This window comes from Pseudundibacterium arcticum, from assembly GCF_042646465.1.
GTDB lineage: Bacteria > Pseudomonadota > Gammaproteobacteria > Burkholderiales > Burkholderiaceae_D > Undibacterium_A > Undibacterium_A arcticum.
Window position 1 is genome coordinate 8,477 of the sequence record NZ_JBHRTP010000032.1, and the last position, 25,643, is coordinate 34,119.

Here is a 25,643-nt window from a genome sequence, read left to right on the forward strand (position 1 = left end):
AATTTCCGTCGAGGCGCGATCGTCAAAGTCCATTCATGATCGAGTCGTTTTCCTAGATGATCGATCTTGTTGGGTATTGGGACAATCGATAAGAGACGCTGCAAAGTCAAAGCCAACATATTTGGCTCCCCTCGCAGCTGACACAGTGCAGCTCAAGAAGGCCGACTATGAGCAAATCTGGGTCGCGGCAACTCCCATCTGAACATTCTAATATTTCGTTTGTCCGAGATGCGAAACGGCAAGACCCTAGGGGTTGTTGGTATGGCCGTAAGGTGTATTTGGTAGGGCGTCAATAAGCGCAGCGCATTGCGCCGCATGGGATGCGCTAACCTCCAGCGATGCCTAACTACCGACGCGCCTGGCATCCGGGCGGCACTTATTTTTTCACCGTGAGTCTGCTCGAACGCCCAAGCAACGATTTGCTGGTGCGGCATATTGATCCTCTGCGCGACGCGGTACGCCACGTTCGGATCAATCATCCTTTTATCATCCACGCCTGGGTCGTACTACCCGATCGTCTGGATTGCGTGATCGAACTTCCGCCTGGCGATATCGATTTTGCGACGCGCTGGCGCTTGATCATTGTCGTTTTTCCAAATCCATTCCCAACACTGATGCTTTCTGCAGTGCGCTTGCGGCGCGGCGAACGCGCGATTTGGCAACGTCGTTATTGAGAGCATTTGATACGCGATGAACGGGATTCGAATGACCCGGAGCACCTTAGGTGCAGTATTACGTTGCCCCTAAAATGCATTGAATGCGAGTGCGCTGAAACGATCAACCCTGCTTAAAGCAAGCTCCCTTGAGATCGACTGCGATGCGGATCAGTTCATTGCTGCCACCGCCGAAAACATTTCCTCCGCTATAGGTCAGGCATCCTTCATTTTTATACAGGACCTCCAGGCGTTGCGCATCGTTACCAAGGTAAAACGGAATCCAACGCTTGCCGGTTTCGTATCGCGACAAGTCGTCTGGCGCGCCGATCAGCGCGGACACTTCGCTCATTGCCATTCCGAGTTTCAGACGTGCGAATCTGCTGTTTGCTGCAGGCGAACCAAGAATTTCTCCAATAGGCTTGTCCTGGTTCGCTTTGCTGGTGGTTGGCGACTGCGCGGCTGCTTGCGTTTGCGTCTGCGTTGCCGGAGCCACGGCGGTAGCTGTATGGTCTGGTGCCTTGGTGTTGGCGCAACCGGCGATGGCAAGAATTGCCGCAGCCAAGACGATATTTTTATTCATTATCCTTACCTCGATTTGATTGAATGTATTTCGTTGATTTAAACAATGCATTCTTTTGATTGGAAAATGGCGCGCTCACGGGAACCGCTTTACGCTTTGTGCCGCGGCCATCTTACTTGAACTCTTATGGCTTGGCTATTTTGACAACATCAAACGAAAGAGACGGAAACAGATAAGCGCTACTCAACGCGCCTCACCACATTCCGACTCTAGCGGAATCAGCCTTTCACGAATGACGCAAGGCCAGAACGGTGGGTTCGTATTCCCCTATCCCGATTAAACTTTTAAAAAAGCGGTAGATAAAAAAACTCTGCGTATGACGCAAGTCATAACGCAGAGTTTTTCATCAATCCGGTGCAGTCTGTAGCGCGGGTCCCGCGCTACAGACTGGCTGCAAAGCCAGGCCAGAAAATACGACCGCTGGTTGTTCAGGTTCCCAGATACGCTTCCTCGCCATGCAGTTCGGCATCGAGCCCGCGCTCCTCTGCTGCCTCGGCATCCACCTTGACCGGCGTCACGCGGTTGATCAGCCACAACATGCCCCAGGTGAACGCAAACGCCCAGATGCCGGATATGCATACCGCCACACATTGTTTGACGAAGAACTCGCTACCGCCCAGCAACAGGCCGTCAACACCGGCCGGATTCCATGCCTTGGAGGCAAATACGCCGAGCAGGACTGTGCCGAGCAAGCCACCTACACCATGCACGCCCCACACATCGAGCGCGTCATCGAGGCCAAGCCGGTTTTTCAGCGCAACCGCGTAATAGCACACCAGGCCGGCCAGAATCCCGATGATGGCTGCCGTGCTCAATGACACGTAGCCGGCGGCAGGTGTGATCGTGGCGAGGCCTGCCACCGAGCCGGTCAGCAAGCCGACAAACTTCGGCCGCTTGGCGCTAACCCATTCAATCAGCAGCCAAGTGACAGCAGCAAAGGACGCAGCGACGTCGGTGTTGAGGAAAGCAGTAGCCGTCACCCCATCAACGCGAAACTCGGAGCCGGCGTTAAAACCATACCAGCCGAACCAGAGCAGGCCGGTGCCCAATGCAATCAGCGGCACGTTATGCGGATTGACGCCCATCACACGACGGCGCCCAACATACAGCACCGAAGCCAGTGCCGCAAAACCAGCGGTGTTGTGCACCACGATGCCGCCCGCGTAGTCGAGTACGCCCCACTTTGCAAACAGGCCGTCCGGACTCCACACCATATGCACGAACGGGAAATACACGAACACGAGCCAGCCGGTGAGGAACAGGAAATACGCCTTGAAGGTCACGCGGTTGGCAAACGCGCCGGTGATCAAAGCCGGCGTGATGATGGCAAACATCATCTGATAAGCCACGTGAACCACGAGTGGGATCCCGGCATCGTTACCGGTGTACATGGTGTCCAGGGTAATCCCGCGCAGAAACGCATAGTGAGTCGGGTCGCCGATGATGCCGAACCAGCTCGGGCCGAAGCACATCGAGTAGCCGAACGCAAACCATAGCACCGTGGTCCACGCGAGCGAGATGAAACTCTGCATCATGATGGACAGTACATTCTTGCGCTCCACCAAACCACCGTAGAAGAATGCGAGTCCCGGCGTCATCAGCATGACCAGGCTCGTACAAAGCAGCATGAATGCTGTATTACCAATATTTATAGGCATGAATCGTCTCCTTTTTAGTTATCCTTGCGTACACGGGATCTATCAGTCACGGTCAGTGGAGGCCAAGCCACTTGATTCATGGCAAATAAATCATTTTTGGCACGGGACTGGGTATTCCCCCCGATACCTTGACGTCGGTATCGCTTGTCACGCACGCTAGCGCATAGTATTCGGCGTCCACCGCTTTTCTATACGTCCGGGACTATAGTCGGTCTCGGACTGTGCATATATGCAGGCTGACGATCAGCAAGTCTGCTCGTGATAGCTGCAAGGGGACTCGGTACATTAGACGCAGCGAGTTCAAGAGCAATGATCGCGACAGCGCTGATGGGCTCCAACATTGCGACCAATATGTTCATGCTCGGTCGTGCGTGGCAAAAAGGCTGGTAGACCGGCACCAAGCCACGCCGAACACTGCAAATATTTAATTGCACAGTTCATAGTTTCCATAAAGCAACTTACTGTACCATTCGTCTAAGTTAGATTCCTTTCTCTAACTCAAATAAGACCGCAAAAATATCCGACACTACTCATCCAGGCTAGGAGATCCAAACATGTGGTTTACATCGATTTTTAAAAGAAAAACCAGCAGCAAGCCGGTATTAAAAACGCAAGCCGCGGCCATCAAATCGCCGGTGCGGCAACCACAAGTTGGAAAACCAGCTTCAGCATCGCAGCCTGCAGCGATTCTGCCGGCAAAAAGCGCCACTCAGAATTTGATTCAATACGACGAACAGCTAATACCCCAATTAAAAAGCGATCATGCAACGGTGCTGGTGCTGTATTCGAACGTGGCCAATATGGTGAACGCCGATCAATGGGGCAGCGTGCCGACCGCCTTGCGTGAGGTGCGCATTGCGCTGTACGGGCATTTGTTGACGGAAGGAGTGAAACTGTATTCGTATATGCGGCGCAACCTGGCCGAGGATCAAACTCTGTTCGAAGTGTATCGCTCGTTCAAAAAAGAAATGGATGAAATAGGCAGGGCGGCATTTGCTTTCTTCGATAAATATCAGGACTCAAGTAGCATGACTACCGCAGAAGCGCGGCAGTCTTTCAAGACGGAGTTTGAGGGCATCGGCAAGGTGCTGGTGGACCGCATCAGCCGCGAAGAAACCATGCTCTATCCGCTCTACCTGCCTTCATGAAAAAAGCCACGGTTCGTAGAGTCAATCTGCGGGCTTGATGCGGCAACAATTTGCTGATTCAGCAGATCGAAAATTCAAGCCGACATCAGTCGCTACCGAGCGCATTTTTCCTGGATGACGGTGCCGGCAAAGTCTCTTTCTGCAGCACCGCTTCTTCGTTACCACCCACCGAAGAATCATCCAGATAGCGCTCGACCAGTCCGAAGAACTGATCGTAGAACTTGGCGGCCGAGATCGTTTCACTGCCGACCTTGACCAGCGCATCATCGCTGCTGCCGATCGGTAACGACACCGATCCCAGCGCGCCGACGCCGATGCTGGCGGAGTTGCTGCTTTTCTTCAGCGAATAGCTGTCTTGCACGGCATTGGCAAACACGGTGGTGCTGTTGCTGCCGGCGCTGTTGGATGCGCAGACCACGCTGACTTCGATTTCAAGATGCACCTCGTGATCCGGCTGGAACTTCTTGCGCCCTCTGAGGAAGGCCGGTTTCGATTCCGCGATCACGTAACCCTGGCTCAATAAGGCGCGCCGTGCCGCTTCGCACGACGAGTGGTCGGCGCCGGGGAAGCTGCGTGAAAACACGTTCGCGGTGCCGAAGTTTTCCTGCGGATAGCTGGCCGGTCTGATGCCAGAGCAGCCGGACAGGACTGCGGCAGAGAATGCGACCAGCAGGTAGGACTTGGGATGACGCGGGTTGGACATGCCTGAGTTCCTGCGATTCTTAAGTAGATATAAGCTGATTGCTGATATCGAACCAGCGCCGCCTTAGTCGTTCAGCGCCGCCTTCGCCGCTTCTTCGGGCGTCAAACCGTCGTAGAACTGGTCGGTAAACCATTCGACTTGTTCTTCGATGTGATCCTGCGCTTGCGCCAGCGTTGCGCCGCCGGCCACCAGGAATTTTTCGACTTCGGTACACCAGGCGATCAGTGCCGCGGTTTCCGGGTCCAGTTCATTTTTCTTTGCCATGGCTGTTCCTTCGTATGCAAAGCCGTATTTTAACGCGCTGCTCGAGCGTCGAGCATCAGGCGTCAAACGTCGGGGCTGCTAATTTCTCCAAAATCCGTTCGCGCTGAGTAGCCCCATCGGGGCGTATAGAAGCGTTTTTGAGGCTGGGCCAAGCTTCGATACGCCGCTTATTTTATTCCGCTCGTCCTGAGTAGCTGCGCAGCAGCGTATCGAAGGGCTACTCAGCCCGAACGGATAAAAAGGATGTGAAAAATTATCAGTTCGTAGGGCGCAATCGTTATTGCGCCGCATGTGAAATCCACAAGCGCTGCACCGGCACCACGCATTATCGATGCGCCTTCACAGCCTATATGCTGGCAAATCCGCATCGATATTGCGTGGTGCAGAAGCTGGTATTTTTTCGACACAATCGCAGCCGATTCGGTGTAATACGCTGCGCTATTACAGCCTATCGCTTCAATGCCGCCCGTCGCGCCAGGCTCTCGGGCGGCCAGTACTGCTTGCTGCTGTAGTACTCGGGCACCGCCGGCACGCCCGGTGGCAACATCACCCAGGCTTGTTTCGACGCGGTGTAGATGTGAATGTCGGGCGGCAGCAGGTCGGGCTGGTCCAGCGTGCCGACGCGCACGAAACGCACGGCGTCGCCGCTGCCGGCATAGTTGCTCCACAGCGCGACGCGGCAGTGCGGGCAGCGCGCGATTTTCTGGCCCTTGCCGCTCAAGGTCGGCGTGACGACGATTTCCAGTTCGCCTTGCAGCAGGACGACGCGATCGGCTTCGATCAAGGCGTTGAGCGCGAACGCGGCGCCGCTCTCGCGTTGGCACCAGCGGCAGTGGCAACAGTGCACAAACAGCGGTCGGCTGGTCATCCGGTAGCGCACCGCGCCGCAGGTGCAGCCGCCTTCCAGGGTGGTCTGCCGATGCATTTTTTCCGTGTCGGCCGAGTCAGACGCTGCGTCGGCCGGCGATAAAGGCATGGTAGCCGCGCGCGCGCAGGCTGCACGCCGGGCAGTTGCCGCAACCGTAACCCCAGTCGTGCAGCTCGCCGCGCTGCCCCAGATAGCAGGTATGCGCATCTTCCCGGATCATGTTGACCAGCGCATCGCCGCCGAGGTCCTGCGCCAGCTGCCAGGTCTGCGCCTTGTCCAGCCACATCAGCGGAGTTTCTAGTTTCAGCTGCGTCGCCATGCCGAGGTTGAGTGCGACCTGCAGCGCTTTCATGGTGTCGTCGCGGCAGTCCGGGTAGCCGGAGTAATCGGTCTCGCACATGCCGCCCACCAGCACGTTCAGGCCGCGCCGATAAGCTACGGTGGCGGCCACGGTCATGAACAGCAGGTTGCGCCCCGGCACGAAGGTATTCGGCAGGCCGTTGTCCTGCATCACGATCTCGACGTCGCGCGTCATCGCGGTGTCGGACAGCTGACCGATCAGTCCCAGGTCGATCATCTGGTCCGGCCCGAGCCGCGCGTTCCAGTCGCTGGAATGGGCGCGCATCTGTTGCAGCAGGCCGGGTCGCACGCTCAGTTCGATCGCGTGGCGCTGACCGTAGTCGAAACCGATGGTTTCGACCCTTTGATAACGCTGCAGCGCCCACGCGAGGCAGGTAGTGGAATCCTGGCCGCCACTGAACAGCACCAGTGCACCATCGGGTAAGCTCATAATCGTCCTGTCATAAAAAACATACTCAATCCAGTATATTGCCGTTGCGCAAGCAAGTTCCCGGCTGGCGCGCCAATTAACGCAATACTCCCTGCCTGCTAGGGCTTTGCCGGTGACTCCGGTAACATGGCGGGAGCCTGTCGGACTTAGGCAATCGTCTGCCTAAGTCCGACAGGCTCCTGGGTCGTCGACCCGCATTTTAATGGGGAAACATGGTCAGACGCTTGTCATCCCGATTGTTACGCCGAATATGCGAAGTCGCCGCGCCACCCGCGCCGTGGCGCCGGCAGAACACCAGTATACAAACAATGCAGCGCTGTTTCTTGTCGCGGCTGCACGCATTGCTGTGCCTGTGCTTATTTGGCGTGATGTGCAACGCAGCCGCTGCCGATTATGAAGTCCGCATCGACGCCCCTGACACGCTGAGAGCCCTACTGGAAAAGAATCTCGACATCGTGCGCTGGCGCGGCAATCCACGGATCGACGCCGAGCAGTTGCAACGGCTGGTGCAGGCGGCGCCGGAGCAAATCAGGACGCTGGTCGCGACCGAGGGATTCTATACGCCGGAAATCACTTCTCGGATCGATAACTCGAAGCCGGTCTGGGTCATCGATTTCAAGGTGACACCGGGCCGCCCGACCTTGGTCGGCAAGCTCGATCTGCAATTGACCGGCTTTGGCACAACGCCGGGCAGCGCATCCGAATCGAAATCGGACCAGGCTGCACTGAAAAGTGGCTGGCTGATGCAGCCGGGCGTCGTGTTTCGCCAGGCTGACTGGGAGCTGGCCAAGCGTAGCCTGTTGCGCGAGGTGGCGCAGAGTCGTTATCCGCGCGCCGAACTGACCGACACCAGCGCGGTGGTCGACCCCGAGCAAGCGCGCGCCGACCTGAAGGTGGTGCTCGACAGCGGACCGGCGGTCAGTTTCGGCGCGATGCGGATCGAAGGGCTGCAACGCTATCCGGACAGTGCGGTGACCCGCCTCAATCCCATCAAACCAGGCGCGCCGTATAGCGAATCGGCGCTGCTGGAGCTGCAGTCGCAGCTACAGGACAGCGGCTATTTCAACCGGGTCGAGGTCAGCGCCGACCTCGACACCCTTGATGCCGCCGGCGCCGGCAACACGGGGCCGGTGCAGGTGCCGGCGCAGGTACCGGTATTGGTGCACGTGACAGAAAACACGCGCAAGAAAGTGGGGCTGGGCATCGGCTACAGCACCAACACCGGCAAACGCGGCCAGCTGACCTATGATGACCTGAACCTGTTCGGACTGCACTGGAAGAACGGGCTTATCGTCGAGACCAAGAAGCAGACCGCGCGCAGCGAACTGTTCTTCCCGATCACGCCGGAAGGCTACAAGGACAGCGTCGGCGTCGGCTTCGAACGCAGCGACATCGAAGGCGAAGTGACACGCCTGGCCAGCGTGTCGGCCAAGCGCGCGTGGGGGCGGCCGGCGCTGGAACGTAGCGTCAGCATCGAATATCTGAACGAGCACAAGAGCGTCGCCGGCGCACCGCTCAGCAGCAGCCAGAGCCTGCCGCTGACCTATGGCGTGACCCTGCGCCGCACCGACAACTTGCTGTTTCCGACCGACGGCTACCTGCTCAATGCCCAATTCGGTGGCGCCTTCCTGCCATTGCTGACCGACCGCATGTTCGTGCGTGGCTATGCCAAGCTGGTCAACTACCACGCCTTGAGCAAGCAAAACATCCTGGTGCTGCGCGGCGAACTCGGCGTGATCGGCGCCAAGGGACGCGACGGCATTCCCGAGGCCTATCTGTTTCGCGCCGGTGGCGACCAGTCGGTGCGCGGCTATGCCTATCAGGAGCTGGGTGTCAGTGAGGCCAGCGCCACGGTCGGCGGCCGTTATCTGGCGACTGCCAGTGCCGAATATCAAAACTGGTTCCGGCCAAACTGGGGCGCGGCGCTGTTTGTCGATGCCGGCAATGCGGCCGACAAGCCGGCCGATCTGAAGCCGAAATTCGGCTACGGTGCCGGTGCGCGCTGGCGCAGCCCGGTCGGCCCGATCAATCTGGATCTGGCCTACGGTCAGGCAGACAAGCAGGTGCGCCTGCACTTCTCGCTCGGGTTTGCATTCTGATGGCACGTCGAATTTTCCGTCTTGGCGCGTGGCAGGCGCTGCCGCTGCTGCTGTTGCTATTGGGCGCGCTGGTCTGGATCGGTGGCCGCGAGGCGACGCTGCAGCATCTGGTACAGAGAATCGCCGATGCCAGCGGCGGCACCGTCAGCGTGTCGGGCGTGCGCGGCTCGCTGTACGGCAACATGCATCTGGCGCGCGTCAGCTATCGCAGCGCAAAGCAAAATATCGTCGCCGACCAGGTCGACATCGTCTGGTCGCCGTGGCAGCTGCTGAGCGGTGGCGTCGCGATCGACCGCCTGCATGCGGACGCGCTGACGGTTGAGAGCCTGACGGTTTCCACTGCGCCGCCTGTACTGCCGCAGACGCTGGCGCTGCCGCTGCCGGTGACGCTACGCAGCGCCAACATCGATAGCATCGCGCTCGTCACGCCGGCCGGGCGCGACGGATTCACGCAGCTGCGCCTGTCGCTAGCCGGCGATGCGCGCCAACTGCGGCTGCAGGACGCGTCGGTCGTCACGCCGTGGGGCCGGCTGAGCGCCGCCGCCACGGTCGGCGCCGAGCGCCCGTTTGCGATCGAGGGTCGGGTCGGCCTGACACAAACGCCAACACAAACGCAAACGCCAACACAAACACAAACACAAACACAAACACAAACACAAACACAAACACAAACACCAACACCAACACCAACACCAACACCAACACCAACACCAACACCAACACCAACACCAACACAAACGACCGCCAAGCTGGATGCGACAATCGGCGGCACGCTGAGCGCATTGTCGGTTGTAGCGCAGGCTGCCGGACATGGCGCCAGCGCGCAGGCCGAACTGCGACTGGCGCCGTTCGATGCCGGGTGGCTGCATGCGGCGGCGATCAAGGCGCAACGTATCAATCCGGCCAGCTTCTCGGACGGTTTGCCGCAGGCCGATCTGACCCTCGATCTGGACCTGCAGATCGGGTCTGACCGGGCGCTCAAGGGCGCACTGGATCTGCGCAATGCGGCAGCGCCCGGCAGTCTGGACCGCCAGCGATTGCCGTTGCGCAGTGCCAGCGCGCGGTTCGGCGGCAGTCTCGATGCGCTGCAGATCGGCGCGATGCTGATCGATCTTGGTGCCGCCGGCAAATTTAACGGTGACGGCAGCGCACGGCGTGGCAGCGGCGGTGTCGATGCCGGTGCCGAATTTGTACTGCACACCGACCGCATCGACCTGCAGGCGATTCATAGCCGCATGAGGAGCACCAAGATCGCCGGCGATATCGTGCTCGGCCATGCGGGAACGGCGCAAACGCTGCGGGCGACGCTGGGGCAGGACCGGATGCGCCTGCAGCTCGATGCGCAACTGGCGGACGGCCAGCTCCAGCTGCGTCAGATCAGAGTGCGCGCCGGCGCCAGCGACTTGCTGTTGAGCGGACAGGCTGGTATTGCGGCTGCCCGGAATTTCGAGCTCAAAGGCGCGGTGCAGCGCTTCAATCCGGCCGACTTCGGTGCCTATCCGGCGGCCGACATCAATGCCGACCTGCGGCTGGACGGCCATCTGGCGCCGACCTGGCAGCTGGCAGCCAATCTCGCGTTGCGGCCGAGCCGCTTATTCCAGCAGCCGCTATCCGGCAAGGGCAGCGTGACGGTCGATGCGCAACGCATCAGCCAGCTTAATCTGGCGCTGAAACTGGGCAGCAATCTGGCGCAGGCCAGCGGCAGTTTCGGCACCGCCGGCGACCGGCTCGACTGGCGCATCGATGCGGCACGGCTGGATGCGTTGCGCGCGCATCTGGCCGGCGTGCTGAATGCCAGCGGCAGCCTGACCGGCACCATGGCCGCTCCGCTGCTGCGGCTGGACGCCCATGCGCGCGGCCTGCACTGGCAGAGCGAGGCCGCCAGCCAGCCGGCATCACGTGCCGGCGCCGGCGCCGACAGCGTGCTGCAACTGAGCGGCGGTGTCGCGTTGCGCGGGGCGGGAGCATTTCGGCTGAAGGGCGATGCCAGCCGTTTCAATCCGGCCGCGTTCGGGGCTTATCCGAGCGGCAGCATCAACGGCGCGTTCGAGGCCGATGGCCGGCTCGGCAGCGACTGGCGCGCCGCGCTCGAGCTCAAGCTGAAGCCGAGTACGCTGCTGGCCGGCGTCTTGTCGGGCCGGGTCGCACTGGTGGCAGACGCCAGTCGCATCAGCAATGCCGATATCGAGCTGCGGCTGGCCGAGAACCAGCTGCAGGCGCATGGCGCTTTCGGCACCGCGCGCGACCGGCTCGAGTGGCGCGTGCAGGCACCGCAACTGCATGCGCTCGGTCCGGGCTTCGGCGGCAGCGTCAGCGGCAACGGCGTACTGGCCGGGACCGTGGTGGCGCCGCAGGCAGAATTCACACTGGACGGACGGCAGATCAGGGCCTTCGATCAATACCAGATCGCGACGCTGCGTGCGAACGGGCAACTCGGCGCCGGCGCCGATGGCGTGCTGCAGCTCAATGCGGAGCTGGCCGAGCTGGTCGCGCCGGCATTCAAGCTGCAAGCACTGCGACTGCAGGCCAGCGGCAGCCGCAGCGCGCATACCCTCAAGGCCGCCGTGCGCAATGACAGTGTCGATCTGCAGGCCGAGGCCGCCGGCGGCTGGAGCGAGCAGAACGGCTGGCGCGGCAGCATCCGTTCGCTGCAGAACGGCGGAGCCTACCCATTGACCCTGCAGGCGCCGGCGTCGGTCAGCTGGCATGGCAGCCGGCTGTCGTTGGCCGATGCGCAATTCAAACTGCCGTCCGGCAGCATCGCGCTGAAATCGTTTACCAGCAACGAGGACGGTTGGCACACCCAGGGCCAAGCCGCCGGCGTGCCCCTGAATTATCTGGCGCAACTATCCAAACCGCTGCGCGAGAATCTCGATGCCAGCCTAACCCTCGGCGCCAGTTGGCTGCTCGATGTCGATACTGGCGGTACCGTCGGTACCAAGGCGGGCCCGAGCGTCAACGGCAACCTGCATCTATTCCGCGAGCGCGGCGATGTCACTCTAGGGCGTGACCTGCCGCTGGTGCTGGGCATGAATCAGCTGGAGCTGCGCGCCGACATCGTGAAAAACGCGCTGCATGCGCAATTCGATCTGGACGGTACCCGTGTCGGCCGCGCCCATTTCGACGGCAGCAGCCAGCTCGCGCAGCGCGATGGCAAATGGCAGCTGGCCGGCGACGCGCCACTGCAATTGAACGGCAGCGCCAACATGCCGTCGCTGGCGTGGCTGGCGCCGCTGGCCGGCCAACCGGGACTGGAGCTCGATGGCAAGCTCGCGCTGTCGCTGGCCGCCAGCGGCACCGTGGCCGCACCCAAACTGCGTGGCGAATTGCGCGGCGAGCAGCTGGCGCTGCGCTGGATCGATCAGGGCCTGAAACTGCGCAACGGCAGCCTGCTGGCGCAATTGAGCGGCGACCAGTTGCAGCTGCAGACGCTGCGTTTCGACGGCGAGCAGGGCAGCGCGCATGCCGATGGCTTCATGCGCTTCGCCGATGCCGACGTATCGATGCAGATCAAGCTGAGCGCCGACCAGCTGCAAGTGCTGTCGCGTCCGGACCGGCTGCTGGTCGTCAGCGGGCAGAGCAATCTGGCGCTCAAGGGCAAGCGCCTGCGGCTGGACGGCAAGTTCCGGGCCGAGCGCGCGATGATCGAGCTGCAATCGCAGGATGCGCCGGTGATCAGCGACGACGTGGTGGTGTTGGGACCCGCCGGCAAACCGGGTGCACGCGCCGCTGCCAGGCAGCAGACCGGCTTTCCGCTCGATCTCGACATCGAGGCCGACCTCGGCGACCGGTTCTATCTGAAAGGACAGGGGCTGGACGCGCAACTGGCCGGCACCGTCCGGATTCGCTCGACCGACAAGCGCCTGCCGCGCGCCACCGGCAGCATCCGCGTGGTCGAGGGCACCTATGTGGCCTATGGCCAAAAGCTCGCGATTGAGCGCGGCATCATCAATTTCAGCGGCGCGTTTGACAATCCCGGCATCAATATCCTGGCGGTGCGCAAGATCGCTGATCCCGAAAATGGTGTCGTAGCCGGGGTCGAGGTGCGTGGCACCGCGCTGGCGCCGAGGGCAAAGCTGGTCTCGACGCCGGCGGTGCCGGACAGCGAAAAACTGTCGTGGCTGGTGCTCGGGCACGGCAGTGAAGGCGGCGGCAGTCGGGACCGGCAGGTGCTGGCGGCCGCCGCAGGCGCGCTGTTCGGCGGCGGCCAGTCCCGGCTGGCCAATTCGCTCGGGCTCGATGAACTCGGCATGGCGCGCGCCCAGGGCCAAGCTCAAGGACTGGAAAGCACCGTGCTGACGCTCGGCAAGCGCATCTCGTCGCGCGTCTATCTGAGCTATGAACAGGGCGTCAGCGGCGCGACCAGTCTGGTCAAGCTGCGCTACATGCTGTCGAAGCGTTTTTCGCTGCAGGCGCAAACCGGCACCGCGAGTGCGCTCGATCTGTTTTATACGTGGTCGTTTGATTGAGGCTATCTGGGCCGAGATTGGCCCGGGACGGACACCGAAGTCGGAACAAGCGGATCGCCGCCGGGAATTGGACGTGAATTAATACTGCGTCCTGTATATTTTATTGGCGCAGGTATATTGTGCGGGGGAGTATAGGTTTTTGCCTATACTCCCAACAATTCATACTTTTGCGGCAACCATTCAACCCGCCATGAACGCTCCTTCCCCCTGGCAGGGGGAAGGCTGGGATGGGGGTCGAATGGTCGAAATATCGGTGCGGTCGATCAAGCTTTCTACCCCCACCCTAACCCTCCCCCTGCAAGGGGGAGGGAATATCAAGCGTGATTGAATGCGGCTATATAGCAGGCTGACCAGTTACGCTTTGGTGTCCCTATTCAGCCCACGACGCGCCAGCGCCGATCCATTCAGGGCGCGGTCTTGCTGATTTTCTCAAGGAACTGCTCGACGAAGTCGCCGTCGGCATCGGTGAACCGCAGCCGCACCGGATACCATTCGAGGGACGGCGCCAGCCAGATGTCGAGCTGCTGGTCGGTCGAATCCGGCGGCGGTGCCTTCACGATATGCACGGCGGCCAGTTCGCCCAGCGGGGTCTGGATGTTCTCTTGCTTCACCACCTTGAAGCTCCACGGCTCGGCGTCGCGCCGTCCGGCCACGAAAAATTTCCAGTCCGAGCCAACCTTGAACTTGTCCGGCGCGCCGCGCGCAACTGCGATCAGTTGCCAGATCGCGCTGGTGCGGTCCTGCTCGCCACCGACGATCGGATAGGTCTCCGACGATTCGGAAAAGCGGATCAGCTTGTCGCTGCGGCTGAAGCTGGTGCTGCTCGCGCCCTTGCGAAAGCGCTTCTCGGTGAACTGCACCGGCGCCAGACCATACTGATCGATCGCACCTTCGCTTCGCGCGTCGAGAATCTTGCCGAGGATCATCGCACGGGTCTCGGTCACGACGCTGTATTTGTTGTCGGCGACGTTCCAGCTGACCGTTGCATCACCGCCGATCATCAGACCGCTTTGACGCGCCTTGATCGAATAACTGAGTTCGGCCGAAGGCGGCAGGTTAAACGGTCGCTTCGGCGCCGGATGATCGAGCGCCCAGGCCGGTGCGGACAGCAGGCCGAAGGCCAGCAGTGCGGAGGCGGTGCTACTTACGGTACGTGTCAGGAGTTTCTTCATTGTCGGATCCATGCGAATTCGGTAAAAGGGTGGCGATGCGCAGTCAGGGCTGGCCGGGGTTCAGGCTGGACAGCGATAAATCGAGATAGTCGCCATTCTTGTCAGTCTCGCGCAATTTGACCGGATACCAGTCCTGTTGCGGTGCCAGCCAGATATCGATGCTCTTGTCGTAGGAGCCGGGGTCGGGCGCGCGCGTCACATGCCAGGCGACGGTCTTGCCGGTCCCGGTCTCGATCTGTTCCTGGCCGACCACTTGGATGCGCCAGACCTGGCCGTCGCGTGCACCGGCGACAAACAGATCGATCTCGGCACCCGGCGCGAACACGCTGGCGTCGGCGCGGCCGATACCGGCTAGCTGCCAGATGATGCTGGCGCGGTCCTGTTCGCCGCCCTGGCGCGGATAGCTTTTGGTGGAAGCCGAAAAACTGATCGTATTGCGCTCGCGATGAAAGTGGGTATTGGTGGCCGATTTGCGAAAACGCTTCTCGGTATACAGCACCGGTTCGATCCCGTTGCCGCCAACCGTGCCTTCGCTGCTGAAATTGAATACGGTAAAGAACAGCACGCCAGCCTCGCCATCAATCCGGAAATGCTCGCCGTCGGATTGCCAGTTGATCTTGCCGCTGCCAAACACCTTGTTGCCTTCGCGTAGCGCCTGGACATCGTATTTCAGCTCGGCCGATGGCGGCGGGCTGGACCGGTAGCGCTTTGGTCCGGGCGCCGCCGGCACAGCGGCGGCGCTGTTTTCGGCGCCGTCGGTGTTGACCTGGTCGACCGCCGGCGCGGCGATCGCCGCCGGTTTGACAGCTTGGACACTGGCGTCGGCGAGCGGCACTTCGGATGCCGGTTCGACACTGGTGCCGGGCACTTCCAGGCCGGCGGCAGAGGTTGACGCCATGTCGTGGTTCGGCATGCTGTCGCTGGGCCGGGTTGGTGCTGCGATGTCAGGCGCCGGCACCGGCGCGCGCGGGCGCGGTTTGGGCGCCGGCTTGACCGCCGGTTCGGGTGGCGGTGGCGGTGCAGGCCTTGCTGCCGGCGGCTGCGCCATCGCTTGCGACTGGTGCAACTGGGCCATGATGATATTCGGATTCGGTTTCGGCGGCGCCTGGCGCTGCACCGGCATGCCGATATGGCCACCGGCCCAGCCGATCACCAGCAGATGCAGCAGCGCCACTGCGCACAGCAGGATAATCCAGCGCTTTGAGGTCGGCCGATCAGATTGAAAAGAAGCAAGTGCCATCATGGCGCCAGTGTAAACGTTTTGGCTGCCGGCCCGGAAGGAACGGCCAGAAGCGGCCGATTTAGCGGCCACTCGGGAGCGCGTAAAATGAGCTCCTTTCAAAAGCACGATAATCCGGATTTTTGCCATGCTGAAACGTCTGTTACCCGCCCTGCTGTGTGCTGCGTCGTTGTCGCTGGCAGCCCATGCCGACGCTGCCAATGGCGTCGCCGAGCCGATCCGCGTCGGCATGATCGAGGGCATGTCCGGCCCCTTTGCCAATGCCGGCGAGGCGGTGCAACGCAATCTGCAACTGGCGATAGAACGGATCAACGCGCGTGGTGGCGTCAAATTGCCCGATGGCAAGCACCCGTTGCAGCTGACGATTTTCGATAACAAGCAGGGCGTCGAAGAGTCCTTGCTGGAATTCAAGCACCTGACCGATCAGCACATTCCGTTCGTGGTGCAGGGCAACAGCTCGGCGGTCGCGTTGGCGCTGGTCGATGCGGTCAACAAGCAGAATGCGCGCGAGCCGGGCAATCGCGTATTGTTCCTGAATTATTCGGCGGTCGATCCCGCCCTGACCAGGGAACAATGCAGCTTCTGGCACTTCCGTTTCGATGCCGACGCCGAGATGCGGATGAATGCGCTGACCGAAGTCATCAAGGACGACGACCGCTCGAAAAAAATATATCTGATCGGGCAGGATTACAGTTTCGGGCGGCAGGTGGCGAAGGCGGCGCGCGCCCAGCTGGCGGCGAAGCGACCGGACATCGTGATCGTCGGCGATGACTTGCATCCGATCGGCAAGGTCAAGGATTTTTCGCCCTACATTGCGAAGATCAAGGCCAGCGGTGCAGACGCGGTGATCACCGGCAACTGGGGCAATGATCTGACCCTGCTGGTCAAGGCGGCCCGGGAAGCGGGGCTCAACGCCAAGTTCTACACTTTCTACGGCAACGGCCTGGGCGCGCCGGCCGCGATCGGCGATGCCGGTGTCGGCCGGGTACGCGCGGTCGCAGAATGGCACCCGAACGTTGGCGGCGGCGCACAAACATCCGGCAGCGACCTGTTCTATCAATCATTCCGGCAGCGCTATCCGCAAGCGAAGGACGACTATGTTCATATGCGGATGCATGTGATGATGGCGATGCTGGTGAGCGCGATCGAAAAGGCAAGAAGCACCGACGCGGCGGCTGTCGCGAAGGCGCTGGAGGGAGCAAGTTTTCACAACGGTTTCCACGATGCCAGCATGCGTGCGGCGGATCACCAGCTGATCCAGCCCTTGTATGTGTCGGTGATGCAGAAGCTCGGCGATGGCGCGATCCGCTTCGATAACGAGGGCAGTGGCTATGGCTTTAAGACCGAGCGCTATTTGCCGGCCGCCGCCACGGCCTTGCCGGCCAGCTGTAACATGATCAGGCCGGCTAAATAAGCGGCAAGAATGAAGCCACGATAGGGTGATAACGATGAGTCTTTACGAGAAATATTCTGCCCTGCAACTCACTCACCATGCCGGCGGCATCCTCGAAGTGGTGATGGGCGCGTCGCAATCGGCCAACCGCAAGTTGTCGACCGCCGACCACAATCTGCATCGCGAACTGGCCGAAATCTGGCGCACCATCGACGACGACCCGAGCGTCAGGGTGGCGATCATCCGCGGTGAAGGCAAGGGTTTTTCCGCCGGCGGCGACTTGTCGCTGGTGGAAGACATGGCGAACGATTTCGCGGTCCGTACCCGGGTCTGGAAGGAAGCGAAAGACCTGGTCTATAACGTGATCAACTGCAGCAAGCCGATTGTTTCTGCGATGCACGGCCCGGCGGTCGGCGCCGGCCTGGTGGCGGGCCTGCTGGCCGATATTTCGATCGCGTCCAAATCGGCGCGCATCATCGACGGCCATACCCGCCTCGGTGTCGCGGCCGGCGATCACGCCGCAATCGTGTGGCCCTTGCTGTGCGGCATGGCGAAGGCAAAGTATTATCTGATGCTGTGCGAAAGCGTGAGCGGTGAAGAGGCGGAGCGCATCGGCCTGGTATCGCTGTGCTGCGAAGATCATGAATTGCGCGACAAGGCTTTCGAGATTGCCACCAAACTGGCAAATGGCTCGCAGAGCGCGATCCGCTGGACCAAGTATGCGTTGAACAATTGGTTGCGCATGGCGGGGCCGACCTTCGACGCGTCGCTGGCGCTCGAATTCATGGGCTTTTCCGGCCCGGATATACAGGAAGGCGTCGCCTCGCTGCGGGCCAAGCGGCCACCGCAGTTTTAGCACCACAGCAAATTTTGAGCACCATGATGTATCAGCTATGCTGAATTTGTCTGCCATGGCAAAGAAATCTGCTACGCTAAAGAATTCTGTTAACGGAGGCTTTCATGACCCAACCCTCAATGCCTGAAATGCCCGGCGCCGGTTTAATGACGGACACGCTCGAATTCGTCAAAAATTTGTGGGGAGGCATGAATATCCCCGGTGTGGTGGTGCCGACGGTATCGGTCGACGAGCTGGATAAAAAAATCGGGGATCTAAAAGCCGTCGAGTCATGGTTGAATTTGAACATGAGCATGCTGCGCGGGTCGATTCAGGCGCTCGAAGTGCAACGCGCGACGATTGCCACGCTCAAGGCAATGAGCGTCACCCTGAGTAGTACCGCGAAGCCGGACGAAACCGATAAATCAGGTTTCATGTCTTCACCGTTTTCCTCGGCATTCGCATTTCCGACTGCCGCGCCGGCCCCGACCCCGGCCCCGGCAGCGACGCCTGCGGCGCCCGCTGAAACACCGCAATCGGACGCGACGTCGCGCAACACAGAGCAGCCTGCTGCAAAAGAGAAGTCGGAACAGGCGGGCCCCATGCCTGATCTGAATGCGCAGATGGTTAATCCGGCGGCGTGGTGGAACGTGTTGCAGGATCAGTTCAGGCAGGCGGTCAGTAACGCGGTGGCGTCCGAAACAGCGGCGCCAAAACCTGAAAAGTCGGACAAGAAAGCCGCGTCCAACGGCAAGACTGCGACCAAGCCGGCTGGCACGGCACAGAAGGCTGCCACCAAGACCAAGGCTGCGCCACGTAGCAAACGGGTGTCCCCCAAAGCCTGACCGACCACCTCTCCTAGGAATTGCAGGCCGTCTCGCGCGGCGTGCAATGTCCCATCATCGCATCACCGGCTTTTTCGGCTGAATTGTCGAAATTCAGTTGGTTTCTTATGCGGGCGCGGCTTCAAATTGTCATTCAGCGACCACCACGCGGTTTTTTCCAGAGCGCTTGGCGCTGTACAAGCTCAGGTCGGCGGCCTCAATCAGGCGTGTTGCGAGATCACCTTCTTGCGGCACGATAGTGGCGCCGCCGATACTGACGGTCACCCAGTCTCGGTTGATCGATTGCGCGTGACGTATAACGAGTTCCTCCACAGCGCGCCGTACTTTTTCACCCAGCAATCGGACGCCGCCGGCTGATGTGGACGGTAGTATTATCGCGAATTCCTCGCCGCCGAAACGCGCAGTGAGATCGGCCGGACGCCTGGAGTTGGCATCGATGGTGGTCGCAACCTGCCTTAATACTTCGTCTCCTGCAACGTGACCATAGCTGTCGTTGTAGAGCTTGAAATTGTCGACGTCAATTAAGAGCACAGATAATTCGGTTTGCTCGCGTGTCGCCCGTCGCCATTCAGCGGCCATGTATTCATCGAAATAACGCCGATTGGCAATGCCGGTCAGTCCATCGGTGTTGGTCAGACGCTGCAGCTCCAGATTGCTTTCCTGCAGTTTTTGTTGGCTCTCGCGTAGTGCGCGGTAGGCCGCATCGCGTTGCAGCAGGTTGATATAGGAGCGGGAGTGATAGCGGATGCGGGCCACCAGTTCAATCTTGTCGGGCAGCTTGACCAGATAATCATTCACGCCGGCAGCGAACGCGGCGCTCTTGATTGCGGGATCATCCTTGGTCGAGAGCACGATGATCGGGACGTTGCGGGTGGCCGGGTTGAGTCGATACTGGCGTGCCAGCGTCAACCCATCGACACCGGGCATCACCAGATCCTGCAGAATCACGGTCGGTTTGGTTTGCTCGGCGAGTTTGATCGCATCGTCGGCCTGAGCGCAGTAGTGGAAGTCAATGTTAGGCTGATCGGCCAGCGCGCGACGGATCGCTTCACCGACCATGACCTGATCGTCCACTAACAACACCATGATTTTATAGTCGTCTGACGGTAGGTTTAACGCGATGTCGAGGCTATTTTGAGTGCGGAATTCCATTGTTATCTATCCATTTATGCGCGTTTCAAGCGAACACGCTGATCAGTTTCTGTGCGATAAGGCCTACCGGCAAAATGTCGACTGCCGCATCCAGTGTGGCCGCAGCCTTGGGCATGCCGTACACCGCGCTGGATTTCCGGTCCTGCGCAATCGTGTGGTAGCCCTTGTTACGCATGGCTTTCAGGCCGATTGCACCGTCTCGTCCCATGCCCGTGAGCAGTACGCCGACTGCTTTCCCGCGCCACAACTGGACGACACTTTGGAACAGCACGTCGATTGATGGCTGGTACAGATCGTCAACCGCTCCAGGCGCGTAGCCGAACTTGTCGGCACTTTTGAGCAAAAGGTGATGGTTGGTGCCGGCGACCAGCACGGTTCCTGCTACTGCCTGGTCGCCTTCCTTTGCCAGGCGCACCGGCAGCGCGGACTGCTGGTTGAGCCAGTCGGCCATGCCGGCAGCGAAAGCGGCATCAATATGCTGGATCACTACGACCGCCGCCGGGAAATTTGCAGGAAGCCGACGCAGCACAGTTGCCAGCGCAGCTGGGCCACCGGCTGATGCACCAATTGTGACCAGGCTGCTTGATGCATCAGCCATCACCGCCGGAGTTTTTTTTGCGATATTCAGCTTGCCGGGCAGGGCGCTGACGAGCTTGCCAATGGCATTGATTTTGGCCAGCAGTGGTGCGGCACTTTTATTCAGATCGCCGTTCAGCAGTGCGGGGGTATCGACTGCATCCAGCGCGCCGTGCCCCATCGCAGCGTACACTCTCCCGGCATTGACACCGACATCCACGGTAACGATCAGGATCGCACAAGGGGTTTGTTTCATGATGCGCCGAGTGGCCTCGACGCCGTCCATGCTTGGCATCACCAAATCCATCAATACCAGATCTGGTGTCTGCCACGCGCACAGGTCGACAGCTTGTTCGCCGTCATTTGCGACCCAGATCACCTGATGTTCCGGCTGCAGGGAAAGCACCCGGCGCAACATTTCGACGGCAATCGGGAGATCGTTGACGATACCGATCTTCATGCGTGGGCCGCACCGATCAGATCCATCACCGCTTGCAGCAAGGCCTCATCGTGAAAGCTGGCCTTGGCGAAATAATAGTCTGCACCGGCTTCCAAGCCGCGTTGCCGGTCCTCTTCGCGGTCCTTGTAGGAGACGATCATCACCGGCAGTGATTTGAGGCCCGGGTCTTTTTTGATGAGTGTGACCAATTCGATGCCATCCATCCGCGGCATGTCGATGTCGGTGATGACGAGATCGAACGGTTCGCTGCGCAACGCGTTCCAGCCATCCATGCCGTCGACGGCGACCACGACGTGATAGCCCCGGTTGCTGAGCAGTTTGCGCTCGAGTTCGCGCACCGTCAGCGAGTCGTCCACCACCAGCACGCGCTTGCGCCGGTCAGCATCGCTGGCAGCGGCACTGTGCTGCACCTTGTCGAGCTGGCCGGCGGAGATGAGTTTTTCCACCGACCGGATCATGTCGTCGACATCCACGATCAGCACCGGCGTTCCATCCTCCATCAGCGCGCCGGCGACAATGTCCTTGATCTTGCCGAGTCGGGTGTCGAGCGGCTGCACCACCAGCATGCGCTCGCCGAGGAAGCGGTCGACCACCAAGCCGTAAGTACTACCGTGGTCACCGATGACCACCACCGGGACAGTATCGCCGTGCTGCGCGAATTCGCCGCTCTGCAAAATCTGGTGCGCGCTGACCAGACCGATCTGGCGACCCTCGAAAGAAAAATGCTGATGTCCCTCCAGCAGTTCTATCTGTTCCCTGCGCAATTCCAGTGTGCGATTCACGTAGGCCAGCGGAAACGCATACGGCTCATCATTGATGGCAACCAGCAGGCTGCGGATCACCGACAAGGTCAACGGTAGTTGCAACTGGAAGCGCGTTCCATGGCCAGGTTGGTTGAAGATATGGATCGTGCCGCGTACCTGTTTGATCAGGTTGTGGACGACGTCCAGTCCGACCCCCCGTCCGGAGATTTCGGTCACTGTGTCGCGCAGGGTAAAGCTGGGCAACAACAGGAATTCGAGTAATTCAACCTCGCTCAGCTGCGAAGCGGTCTCGTGATTGGCCAGCTTGCGTAACACGATGGTGTCGCGTAGCTGATCCAGATTGACGCCCGCACCGTCGTCGGCGATATTGATCTGCAACATGCCGGCGCTGTGGCGTGCCTCCAGCGTAATGGTGCCTTCGACCGGCTTACCGGCGGCGACCCGCTGCTGCGGGCTCTCGATGCCGTGGTCGACGGCGTTACGCAGCAGATGGCCCAGTGGAGCATCCAGCTTTTCCAGAATGTCGCGGTCAATCTGGGTGGTTTCGCCGATGATGTCAAATCTAAGCTGTTTGCCGAGCGACCGACCGAGGTCGCGTACCATGCGTGCGTATCCGCCTGTCCCATCGGCGAAGGGGCGCATGCGGCAAGCCAGCGCTTCATCGTACAGGCGTTGGGATAAATTGACGGAGCGCCGGTCGAACGTTTCGAGTTCGGCCAGTTGGTCCGAGAGCATATGCTGGCATTCGCCAAGCAGACGACGCACCTCGGCCAACGTGGTCTGCGCCTGCTCGTCCAGCGCTAGATCGGAGAGCTCCTCGTGTAGCTTATCCAGTGACCGGCCGGTGTTGCGCTGCAGGCGCTTGAGACGCAGCATGGATCCGGCGAACGGCTTGAGCCAGCGTGACTCCACCAGCGATTCGCCAGACAGGCTAAGCAAGCGGTTCAGGTTGTCGGCCGTGACGCGCAGCGCTCGGTCCGGGCTTTCTCTATTCTCGTGGTGGCGTGCGGGCACTTCGCGTCTGAAGTCTTCGCTCTTCAGCGTGTCGTGTACCGCTAGCGCCTCGACGTCTGGAGCCGTTGCTTCGATCAGCAAGCTTTCCGCCAAGGCGCTGTCCAATCCCGATTGGCCATTGCCTCGATCCACGGCACTGTTGTGCAGCGCTACCAGAAAGGCATCAATTTCCACCCTGCCGGCATGGTCCGCCCAGGCGGCATCGTCAGCAGGTGGATTGGCAACGCGGGAGAGCAGGTCTACCCCGTGCAACAGGGCGTCGATCTGTTCGTGTCCAAGCACCAGGTTTCCCTGTTGGGCCGACACGAAACAGTCTTCCATGGCATGGGCGATATCGACTCCCGCCGGCAACCCGACGATGCGTGCCGCGCCCTTGATCGAATGTGCTGCACGCATGCACGCTTCAAGCGGCTTGGCGGCCGTTGGTGTGCGTTCGAGTGCGAGCAGGCCGGCATTCAGTACCTGTGTCTGGGTTTCCGCTTCCTGCCGGAACAGGTCGAGCATGGGTACCTGGCTGAGATCGACGGAATTCATGAGAAGCTCCGGTTCAACGTGTAAAACAGTAATTCAGCGTCGAGCAGGCCGACTGTCTTGTCGCGCCAAGCGACGATTGCTCGCGTATAGGTCGCCGTTGCGCGGGCGACTGTCATGGGAGCCGCCTTTAAATCGGCGACGGGAAAGCGATGTATGCCATACACCTCTGCCACTGGAAATACGACGCAATGTCCTTGATGGCTTAGCACCAGTAGTCGCTGTGACAACAGGCGATTCTGAGTCTGGCGTGCGTCGACTGCATCGTCCAGGCCCAGCATCTGCGTCAGCGACACGCACATTAGCAATGCGCCACGGATATTGGTGATTCCCAACATGGCTTGATTGCGCTGGTGCGGTAACGAGTGGATCTTGCGCAACTCCGCTACTTCCTTGATCACGTAGCTTGGCAGCGCTAGCCATTCCTCGCCGATCCGGAAAATCAATGCCGACTCAGTGTCTGCCGTCACAGTGCGATGAATAGTGGCAGCGCCGCCATTCCATGTGCCTGAATCATCGTCCGGCAGTATTCGGTCGAGCAGGACCGCCGCCGCCGCGCTGTAGGTAGGGCAATTGCGGCAATGCACGTGTTGTCGCAACTCCGGGCAAGAGCCATTGCCACGAATGCCGACCCGATTCCAGCAGTCGTCGATGTTGGTGTGGCCCGCTGTGGTCATGCCGTCGGACTGTTTGCTTATATCAACCATAGTCTTTTACCTGCGAGCGCTTGGCGCGTTCGTTCATCAGCCTGGCTCCGATAGCGTCGCCCTGCATCTCCAGTAGTGCGGCGAGATGCGTCAGCGTTTCCCGATGATTGGGTTCCAGATAGAGTGCCTTGCGATAGTGCTCGCGCGCCTTAATATGATTGCCGCCAGCATCGCTGACCAGTCCCATCAAGCAAAACGCGGCTGCGGAAGGCCCGGTTTGCTGTAGATGTTGTTGGCAGATGGCGGCAGCCTCGGCCAATTGCCCCTGGTTGGCAAGCCGCGTGGCTCGGCTGAGCGTGGGCTCGTCCAGTTGCTTGGGCGATGTCTGGATCTCCATCTGGAGTGGCGCTCTTGCTGGAATCTTCCGTGGCGCAGCTATTGCCAGGGTGGGGCGCGATATCGCTGCGAGTTGCGGCGCGGGTTGCGCTGCGTGCCTGAACGGTAGCGGGTCAGGCGTTGCAGCCTGGGTCTTGCGAAATGCGAATGCCAGCGGTATGCCTGCAGAAATCATGGTCTGGCGCACGAATAGGCCAGCTTCGGCTGGGCCGACAAAGAGGAATCCAGTCGCGCTGAGCAGCTTGTCCAGCACCAGAATGGCGCGCTCTTGCGTGGCGCGGTCAAAGTAAATCAGTACGTTACGGCAGAACACAAAATCGTAGGCGTTTTCGCCGGCCAGTAATCCGGGTGCAAACAAATTGCCATGTTGGAACCGTACTTGTTGGCGTACCGAGTCCGCCAATACGTAGCCGTCCCCCATCGGAGTGAAGTGCCGCGCCCGGTAATCCAGCAATTTGCCGCGAAACGAATTTCTGCCATAGACGGCGCGTTCTGCGGTCGCAATCGAACGCGTACAGATATCGACCGCATCGATGTGGAATCGTGCCGCTGGCAGACCGGCATCGAGCAAGGCCATCGCGATCGAGTAAGGCTCCTCGCCGGTCGAGCAGGGCAGGCTTAGCAGGCGCAAAGGCCGCTCTGGCTGAGTGCGCAGAGACTGCTGCCACGCTAAACGGGCCAGTGCCTCCAGGGCTTCGCGGTCACGAAAGAACCAGGTTTCCGGCACGATCACGGCCTCAATCAGCGCCTGCAATTCGGTATCTGAGGTCTGCACCAGCTGCCAATAGGCATCAAGATCGATGGCGCCGCTGGTGGCGAGACGCTCGCGTACGGCGCGCTCAATCATGGCTGGGCCGATCGACGCCGCATCCAGTCCCATGGTGTGTTTGAGCAAGGCTTCGAATCTGGCGGTCGACATCAGGCTGCCACTGTTGTTGGAAACAGCAAGGCCTGCACCGGCTCGGGTAGCAGATCTCCCACCTTGATCCATTGGATCAAGCCGCGTGGGTCGTCAAGTACCGGACCGAGATAGCGCGCACCGTCGTTGTTGACACCGTAAGCAGTGAAATCCTCAGGGTTGCGCCGCAGCGTTTCGGTCGCCTTTTCAACGATGATGCCCAGTAGGTGATGGTCCTTGCCTGGAGTCGGGTAATGCACCAGCACCGTCCGGGTGCCGAGGCGGCGTTGCGCGGGACGGCCGAGCGCCAGCGTGTTCAGGTCGATGACCGGCACCGGGGTGCCGTGGTAGCTGAAGGCACCAGCGACCCAGGACGGTGCTCCGGGAATTTGCTTGAGGCCAACCAGTGGCAAGACTTCTGCCACTTGGCAGGCATCCAGTGCGTAACGGTCTTTGTCGAGTTGGAACAAGAGAAATAGCATGAT

21 protein-coding genes are annotated in these 25,643 nt (G+C 60.4%); 7 read left to right on the plus strand and 14 right to left on the minus strand.

Annotated elements, in window-relative coordinates; translation table 11 throughout:
* The first annotated feature begins 338 nt into the window (after nt 1-338).
* Complete coding sequence (locus ACFOFO_RS10920; protein ID WP_449369369.1) at nt 339-674, plus strand: REP-associated tyrosine transposase; 336 nt, start codon at nt 339-341, stop codon at nt 672-674.
* Nucleotides 675-777: 103 nt separating this feature from the next.
* Here the strand turns inward: ACFOFO_RS10920 and ACFOFO_RS10925 are convergent, their stop codons facing one another.
* Nucleotides 778-1,236 carry a hypothetical protein gene (locus ACFOFO_RS10925; RefSeq protein ID WP_390322127.1) on the minus strand — a complete coding sequence of 153 codons (459 nt, stop codon included), beginning with the start codon at nt 1,234-1,236 and terminating at the stop codon, nt 778-780.
* 428 nt (nt 1,237-1,664) lie between these two features.
* A complete protein-coding gene (locus ACFOFO_RS10930) occupies nt 1,665-2,894 on the minus strand; it encodes an ammonium transporter (protein WP_390322128.1) in 1,230 nt (409 codons plus the stop codon).
* Between the two features lie 554 nt (nt 2,895-3,448).
* Here ACFOFO_RS10930 and ACFOFO_RS10935 point away from each other — a divergent pair.
* Nucleotides 3,449-4,042, plus strand: a complete 594-nt coding sequence (locus ACFOFO_RS10935) for a hemerythrin domain-containing protein (protein ID WP_390331534.1) — start codon at nt 3,449-3,451, stop codon at nt 4,040-4,042.
* An 85-nt stretch (nt 4,043-4,127) separates the two neighbouring features.
* On the opposite strand, the gene ACFOFO_RS10940 is transcribed toward ACFOFO_RS10935, so the two are convergent.
* From ACFOFO_RS10940 to queC, 4 genes are all read right to left on the minus strand, one after another.
* Nucleotides 4,128-4,745 (minus strand): DUF2242 domain-containing protein, encoded by a 618-nt coding sequence (locus ACFOFO_RS10940; RefSeq protein ID WP_390331535.1) that lies wholly within the window; start codon nt 4,743-4,745, stop codon nt 4,128-4,130.
* Nucleotides 4,746-4,808: 63 nt separating this feature from the next.
* Entirely contained in the window at nt 4,809-5,009 is a 201-nt protein-coding gene (locus ACFOFO_RS10945) for a globin family protein (RefSeq protein WP_390322133.1), read from the minus strand.
* Between the two features lie 448 nt (nt 5,010-5,457).
* On the minus strand, nt 5,458-5,934 hold the full coding sequence (locus ACFOFO_RS10950) for a GFA family protein (protein WP_390327846.1): 477 nt from the start codon (nt 5,932-5,934) through the stop codon (nt 5,458-5,460).
* Between the two features lie 19 nt (nt 5,935-5,953).
* Nucleotides 5,954-6,667: a 7-cyano-7-deazaguanine synthase QueC gene (gene queC, locus ACFOFO_RS10955; protein WP_390322134.1), complete on the minus strand. Its 714-nt coding sequence runs from the start codon at nt 6,665-6,667 to the stop codon at nt 5,954-5,956.
* A gap of 308 nt (nt 6,668-6,975) precedes the next feature.
* On the opposite strand from queC, the gene ACFOFO_RS10960 reads away from it, so the two are divergent.
* A complete protein-coding gene (locus ACFOFO_RS10960) occupies nt 6,976-8,766 on the plus strand; it encodes an autotransporter assembly complex protein TamA (RefSeq protein WP_390322136.1) in 1,791 nt (596 codons plus the stop codon).
* Nucleotides 8,766-13,235, plus strand: a complete 4,470-nt coding sequence (locus ACFOFO_RS10965) for a translocation/assembly module TamB domain-containing protein (RefSeq protein ID WP_390322137.1) — start codon at nt 8,766-8,768, stop codon at nt 13,233-13,235. Before ACFOFO_RS10960 ends, ACFOFO_RS10965 begins: the two co-directional genes overlap by 1 nt.
* A 404-nt stretch (nt 13,236-13,639) precedes the next feature.
* Here the strand turns inward: ACFOFO_RS10965 and ACFOFO_RS10970 are convergent, their stop codons facing one another.
* Together ACFOFO_RS10970 and ACFOFO_RS10975 are read right to left on the minus strand one after the other, a co-directional pair.
* Nucleotides 13,640-14,407: a DUF3108 domain-containing protein gene (locus tag ACFOFO_RS10970; protein WP_390322138.1), complete on the minus strand. Its 768-nt coding sequence runs from the start codon at nt 14,405-14,407 to the stop codon at nt 13,640-13,642.
* 43 nt (nt 14,408-14,450) lie between these two features.
* A complete protein-coding gene (locus ACFOFO_RS10975; RefSeq protein ID WP_390331536.1) occupies nt 14,451-15,647 on the minus strand; it encodes a DUF3108 domain-containing protein in 1,197 nt (398 codons plus the stop codon).
* Between the two features lie 127 nt (nt 15,648-15,774).
* On the opposite strand from ACFOFO_RS10975, the gene ACFOFO_RS10980 reads away from it, so the two are divergent.
* From ACFOFO_RS10980 to ACFOFO_RS10990, 3 genes are all read left to right on the plus strand, one after another.
* The gene (locus tag ACFOFO_RS10980) at nt 15,775-17,061 is read left to right on the plus strand and encodes a branched-chain amino acid ABC transporter substrate-binding protein (RefSeq protein ID WP_390322141.1); all 1,287 of its coding nucleotides are present in this window, start codon (nt 15,775-15,777) and stop codon (nt 17,059-17,061) included.
* Between the two features lie 34 nt (nt 17,062-17,095).
* Nucleotides 17,096-17,896 carry an enoyl-CoA hydratase/isomerase family protein gene (locus ACFOFO_RS10985; protein WP_390331537.1) on the plus strand — a complete coding sequence of 267 codons (801 nt, stop codon included), beginning with the start codon at nt 17,096-17,098 and terminating at the stop codon, nt 17,894-17,896.
* A 104-nt stretch (nt 17,897-18,000) separates the two neighbouring features.
* A complete protein-coding gene (locus tag ACFOFO_RS10990) occupies nt 18,001-18,720 on the plus strand; it encodes a PhaM family polyhydroxyalkanoate granule multifunctional regulatory protein (RefSeq protein WP_390331538.1) in 720 nt (239 codons plus the stop codon).
* A 129-nt stretch (nt 18,721-18,849) separates the two neighbouring features.
* Here the strand turns inward: ACFOFO_RS10990 and ACFOFO_RS10995 are convergent, their stop codons facing one another.
* The 6 genes from ACFOFO_RS10995 to ACFOFO_RS11020 are packed head-to-tail and all read right to left on the minus strand — an operon-like array spanning nt 18,850 to nt 25,640.
* Nucleotides 18,850-19,872, minus strand: coding sequence for a diguanylate cyclase (locus ACFOFO_RS10995; protein WP_390322143.1), 1,023 nt, complete (start codon nt 19,870-19,872; stop codon nt 18,850-18,852).
* A 25-nt stretch (nt 19,873-19,897) separates the two neighbouring features.
* Nucleotides 19,898-20,908, minus strand: coding sequence for a chemotaxis response regulator protein-glutamate methylesterase (gene cheB / locus ACFOFO_RS11000; protein WP_390322144.1), 1,011 nt, complete (start codon nt 20,906-20,908; stop codon nt 19,898-19,900).
* Nucleotides 20,905-23,220 carry a hybrid sensor histidine kinase/response regulator gene (locus ACFOFO_RS11005; RefSeq protein ID WP_390331539.1) on the minus strand — a complete coding sequence of 772 codons (2,316 nt, stop codon included), beginning with the start codon at nt 23,218-23,220 and terminating at the stop codon, nt 20,905-20,907. Before ACFOFO_RS11005 ends, cheB begins: the two co-directional genes overlap by 4 nt.
* Complete coding sequence (locus ACFOFO_RS11010) at nt 23,217-23,924, minus strand: chemotaxis protein CheW (RefSeq protein WP_390322146.1); 708 nt, start codon at nt 23,922-23,924, stop codon at nt 23,217-23,219. Before ACFOFO_RS11010 ends, ACFOFO_RS11005 begins: the two co-directional genes overlap by 4 nt.
* On the minus strand, nt 23,917-25,179 hold the full coding sequence (locus ACFOFO_RS11015; protein ID WP_390322147.1) for a CheR family methyltransferase: 1,263 nt from the start codon (nt 25,177-25,179) through the stop codon (nt 23,917-23,919). Before ACFOFO_RS11015 ends, ACFOFO_RS11010 begins: the two co-directional genes overlap by 8 nt.
* Nucleotides 25,179-25,640, minus strand: coding sequence for a chemotaxis protein CheW (locus tag ACFOFO_RS11020; protein ID WP_390331540.1), 462 nt, complete (start codon nt 25,638-25,640; stop codon nt 25,179-25,181). Before ACFOFO_RS11020 ends, ACFOFO_RS11015 begins: the two co-directional genes overlap by 1 nt.
* Between the last annotated feature and the right edge of the window lie 3 nt (nt 25,641-25,643).

Bases quoted from the DNA above. Each gene is read 5' to 3' on its own strand.
- ACFOFO_RS11010 (WP_390322146.1), bottom strand. From the start codon at position 23,924: ATGGTTGATATAAGCAAACAGTCCGACGGCATGACCACAGCGGGCCAC.
- ACFOFO_RS11005 (WP_390331539.1), bottom strand. From the start codon at position 23,220: ATGAATTCCGTCGATCTCAGCCAGGTACCCATGCTCGACCTGTTCCGG.
- ACFOFO_RS10945 (WP_390322133.1), bottom strand. From the start codon at position 5,009: ATGGCAAAGAAAAATGAACTGGACCCGGAAACCGCGGCACTGATCGCC.
- ACFOFO_RS10995 (WP_390322143.1), bottom strand. From the start codon at position 19,872: ATGGAATTCCGCACTCAAAATAGCCTCGACATCGCGTTAAACCTACCG.
- ACFOFO_RS10935 (WP_390331534.1), top strand. From the start codon at position 3,449: ATGTGGTTTACATCGATTTTTAAAAGAAAAACCAGCAGCAAGCCGGTA.
- ACFOFO_RS10960 (WP_390322136.1), top strand. From the start codon at position 6,976: ATGCAGCGCTGTTTCTTGTCGCGGCTGCACGCATTGCTGTGCCTGTGC.
- ACFOFO_RS11020 (WP_390331540.1), bottom strand. From the start codon at position 25,640: ATGCTATTTCTCTTGTTCCAACTCGACAAAGACCGTTACGCACTGGAT.
- ACFOFO_RS10940 (WP_390331535.1), bottom strand. From the start codon at position 4,745: ATGTCCAACCCGCGTCATCCCAAGTCCTACCTGCTGGTCGCATTCTCT.
- ACFOFO_RS10980 (WP_390322141.1), top strand. From the start codon at position 15,775: ATGCTGAAACGTCTGTTACCCGCCCTGCTGTGTGCTGCGTCGTTGTCG.
- ACFOFO_RS10970 (WP_390322138.1), bottom strand. From the start codon at position 14,407: ATGAAGAAACTCCTGACACGTACCGTAAGTAGCACCGCCTCCGCACTG.
- ACFOFO_RS10930 (WP_390322128.1), bottom strand. From the start codon at position 2,894: ATGCCTATAAATATTGGTAATACAGCATTCATGCTGCTTTGTACGAGC.
- cheB (WP_390322144.1), bottom strand. From the start codon at position 20,908: ATGAAGATCGGTATCGTCAACGATCTCCCGATTGCCGTCGAAATGTTG.
- ACFOFO_RS10950 (WP_390327846.1), bottom strand. From the start codon at position 5,934: ATGCATCGGCAGACCACCCTGGAAGGCGGCTGCACCTGCGGCGCGGTG.
- ACFOFO_RS10920 (WP_449369369.1), top strand. From the start codon at position 339: ATGCCTAACTACCGACGCGCCTGGCATCCGGGCGGCACTTATTTTTTC.
- ACFOFO_RS11015 (WP_390322147.1), bottom strand. From the start codon at position 25,179: ATGTCGACCGCCAGATTCGAAGCCTTGCTCAAACACACCATGGGACTG.
- ACFOFO_RS10975 (WP_390331536.1), bottom strand. From the start codon at position 15,647: ATGGCACTTGCTTCTTTTCAATCTGATCGGCCGACCTCAAAGCGCTGG.
- queC (WP_390322134.1), bottom strand. From the start codon at position 6,667: ATGAGCTTACCCGATGGTGCACTGGTGCTGTTCAGTGGCGGCCAGGAT.
- ACFOFO_RS10985 (WP_390331537.1), top strand. From the start codon at position 17,096: ATGAGTCTTTACGAGAAATATTCTGCCCTGCAACTCACTCACCATGCC.
- ACFOFO_RS10965 (WP_390322137.1), top strand. From the start codon at position 8,766: ATGGCACGTCGAATTTTCCGTCTTGGCGCGTGGCAGGCGCTGCCGCTG.
- ACFOFO_RS10925 (WP_390322127.1), bottom strand. From the start codon at position 1,236: ATGAATAAAAATATCGTCTTGGCTGCGGCAATTCTTGCCATCGCCGGT.
- ACFOFO_RS10990 (WP_390331538.1), top strand. From the start codon at position 18,001: ATGACCCAACCCTCAATGCCTGAAATGCCCGGCGCCGGTTTAATGACG.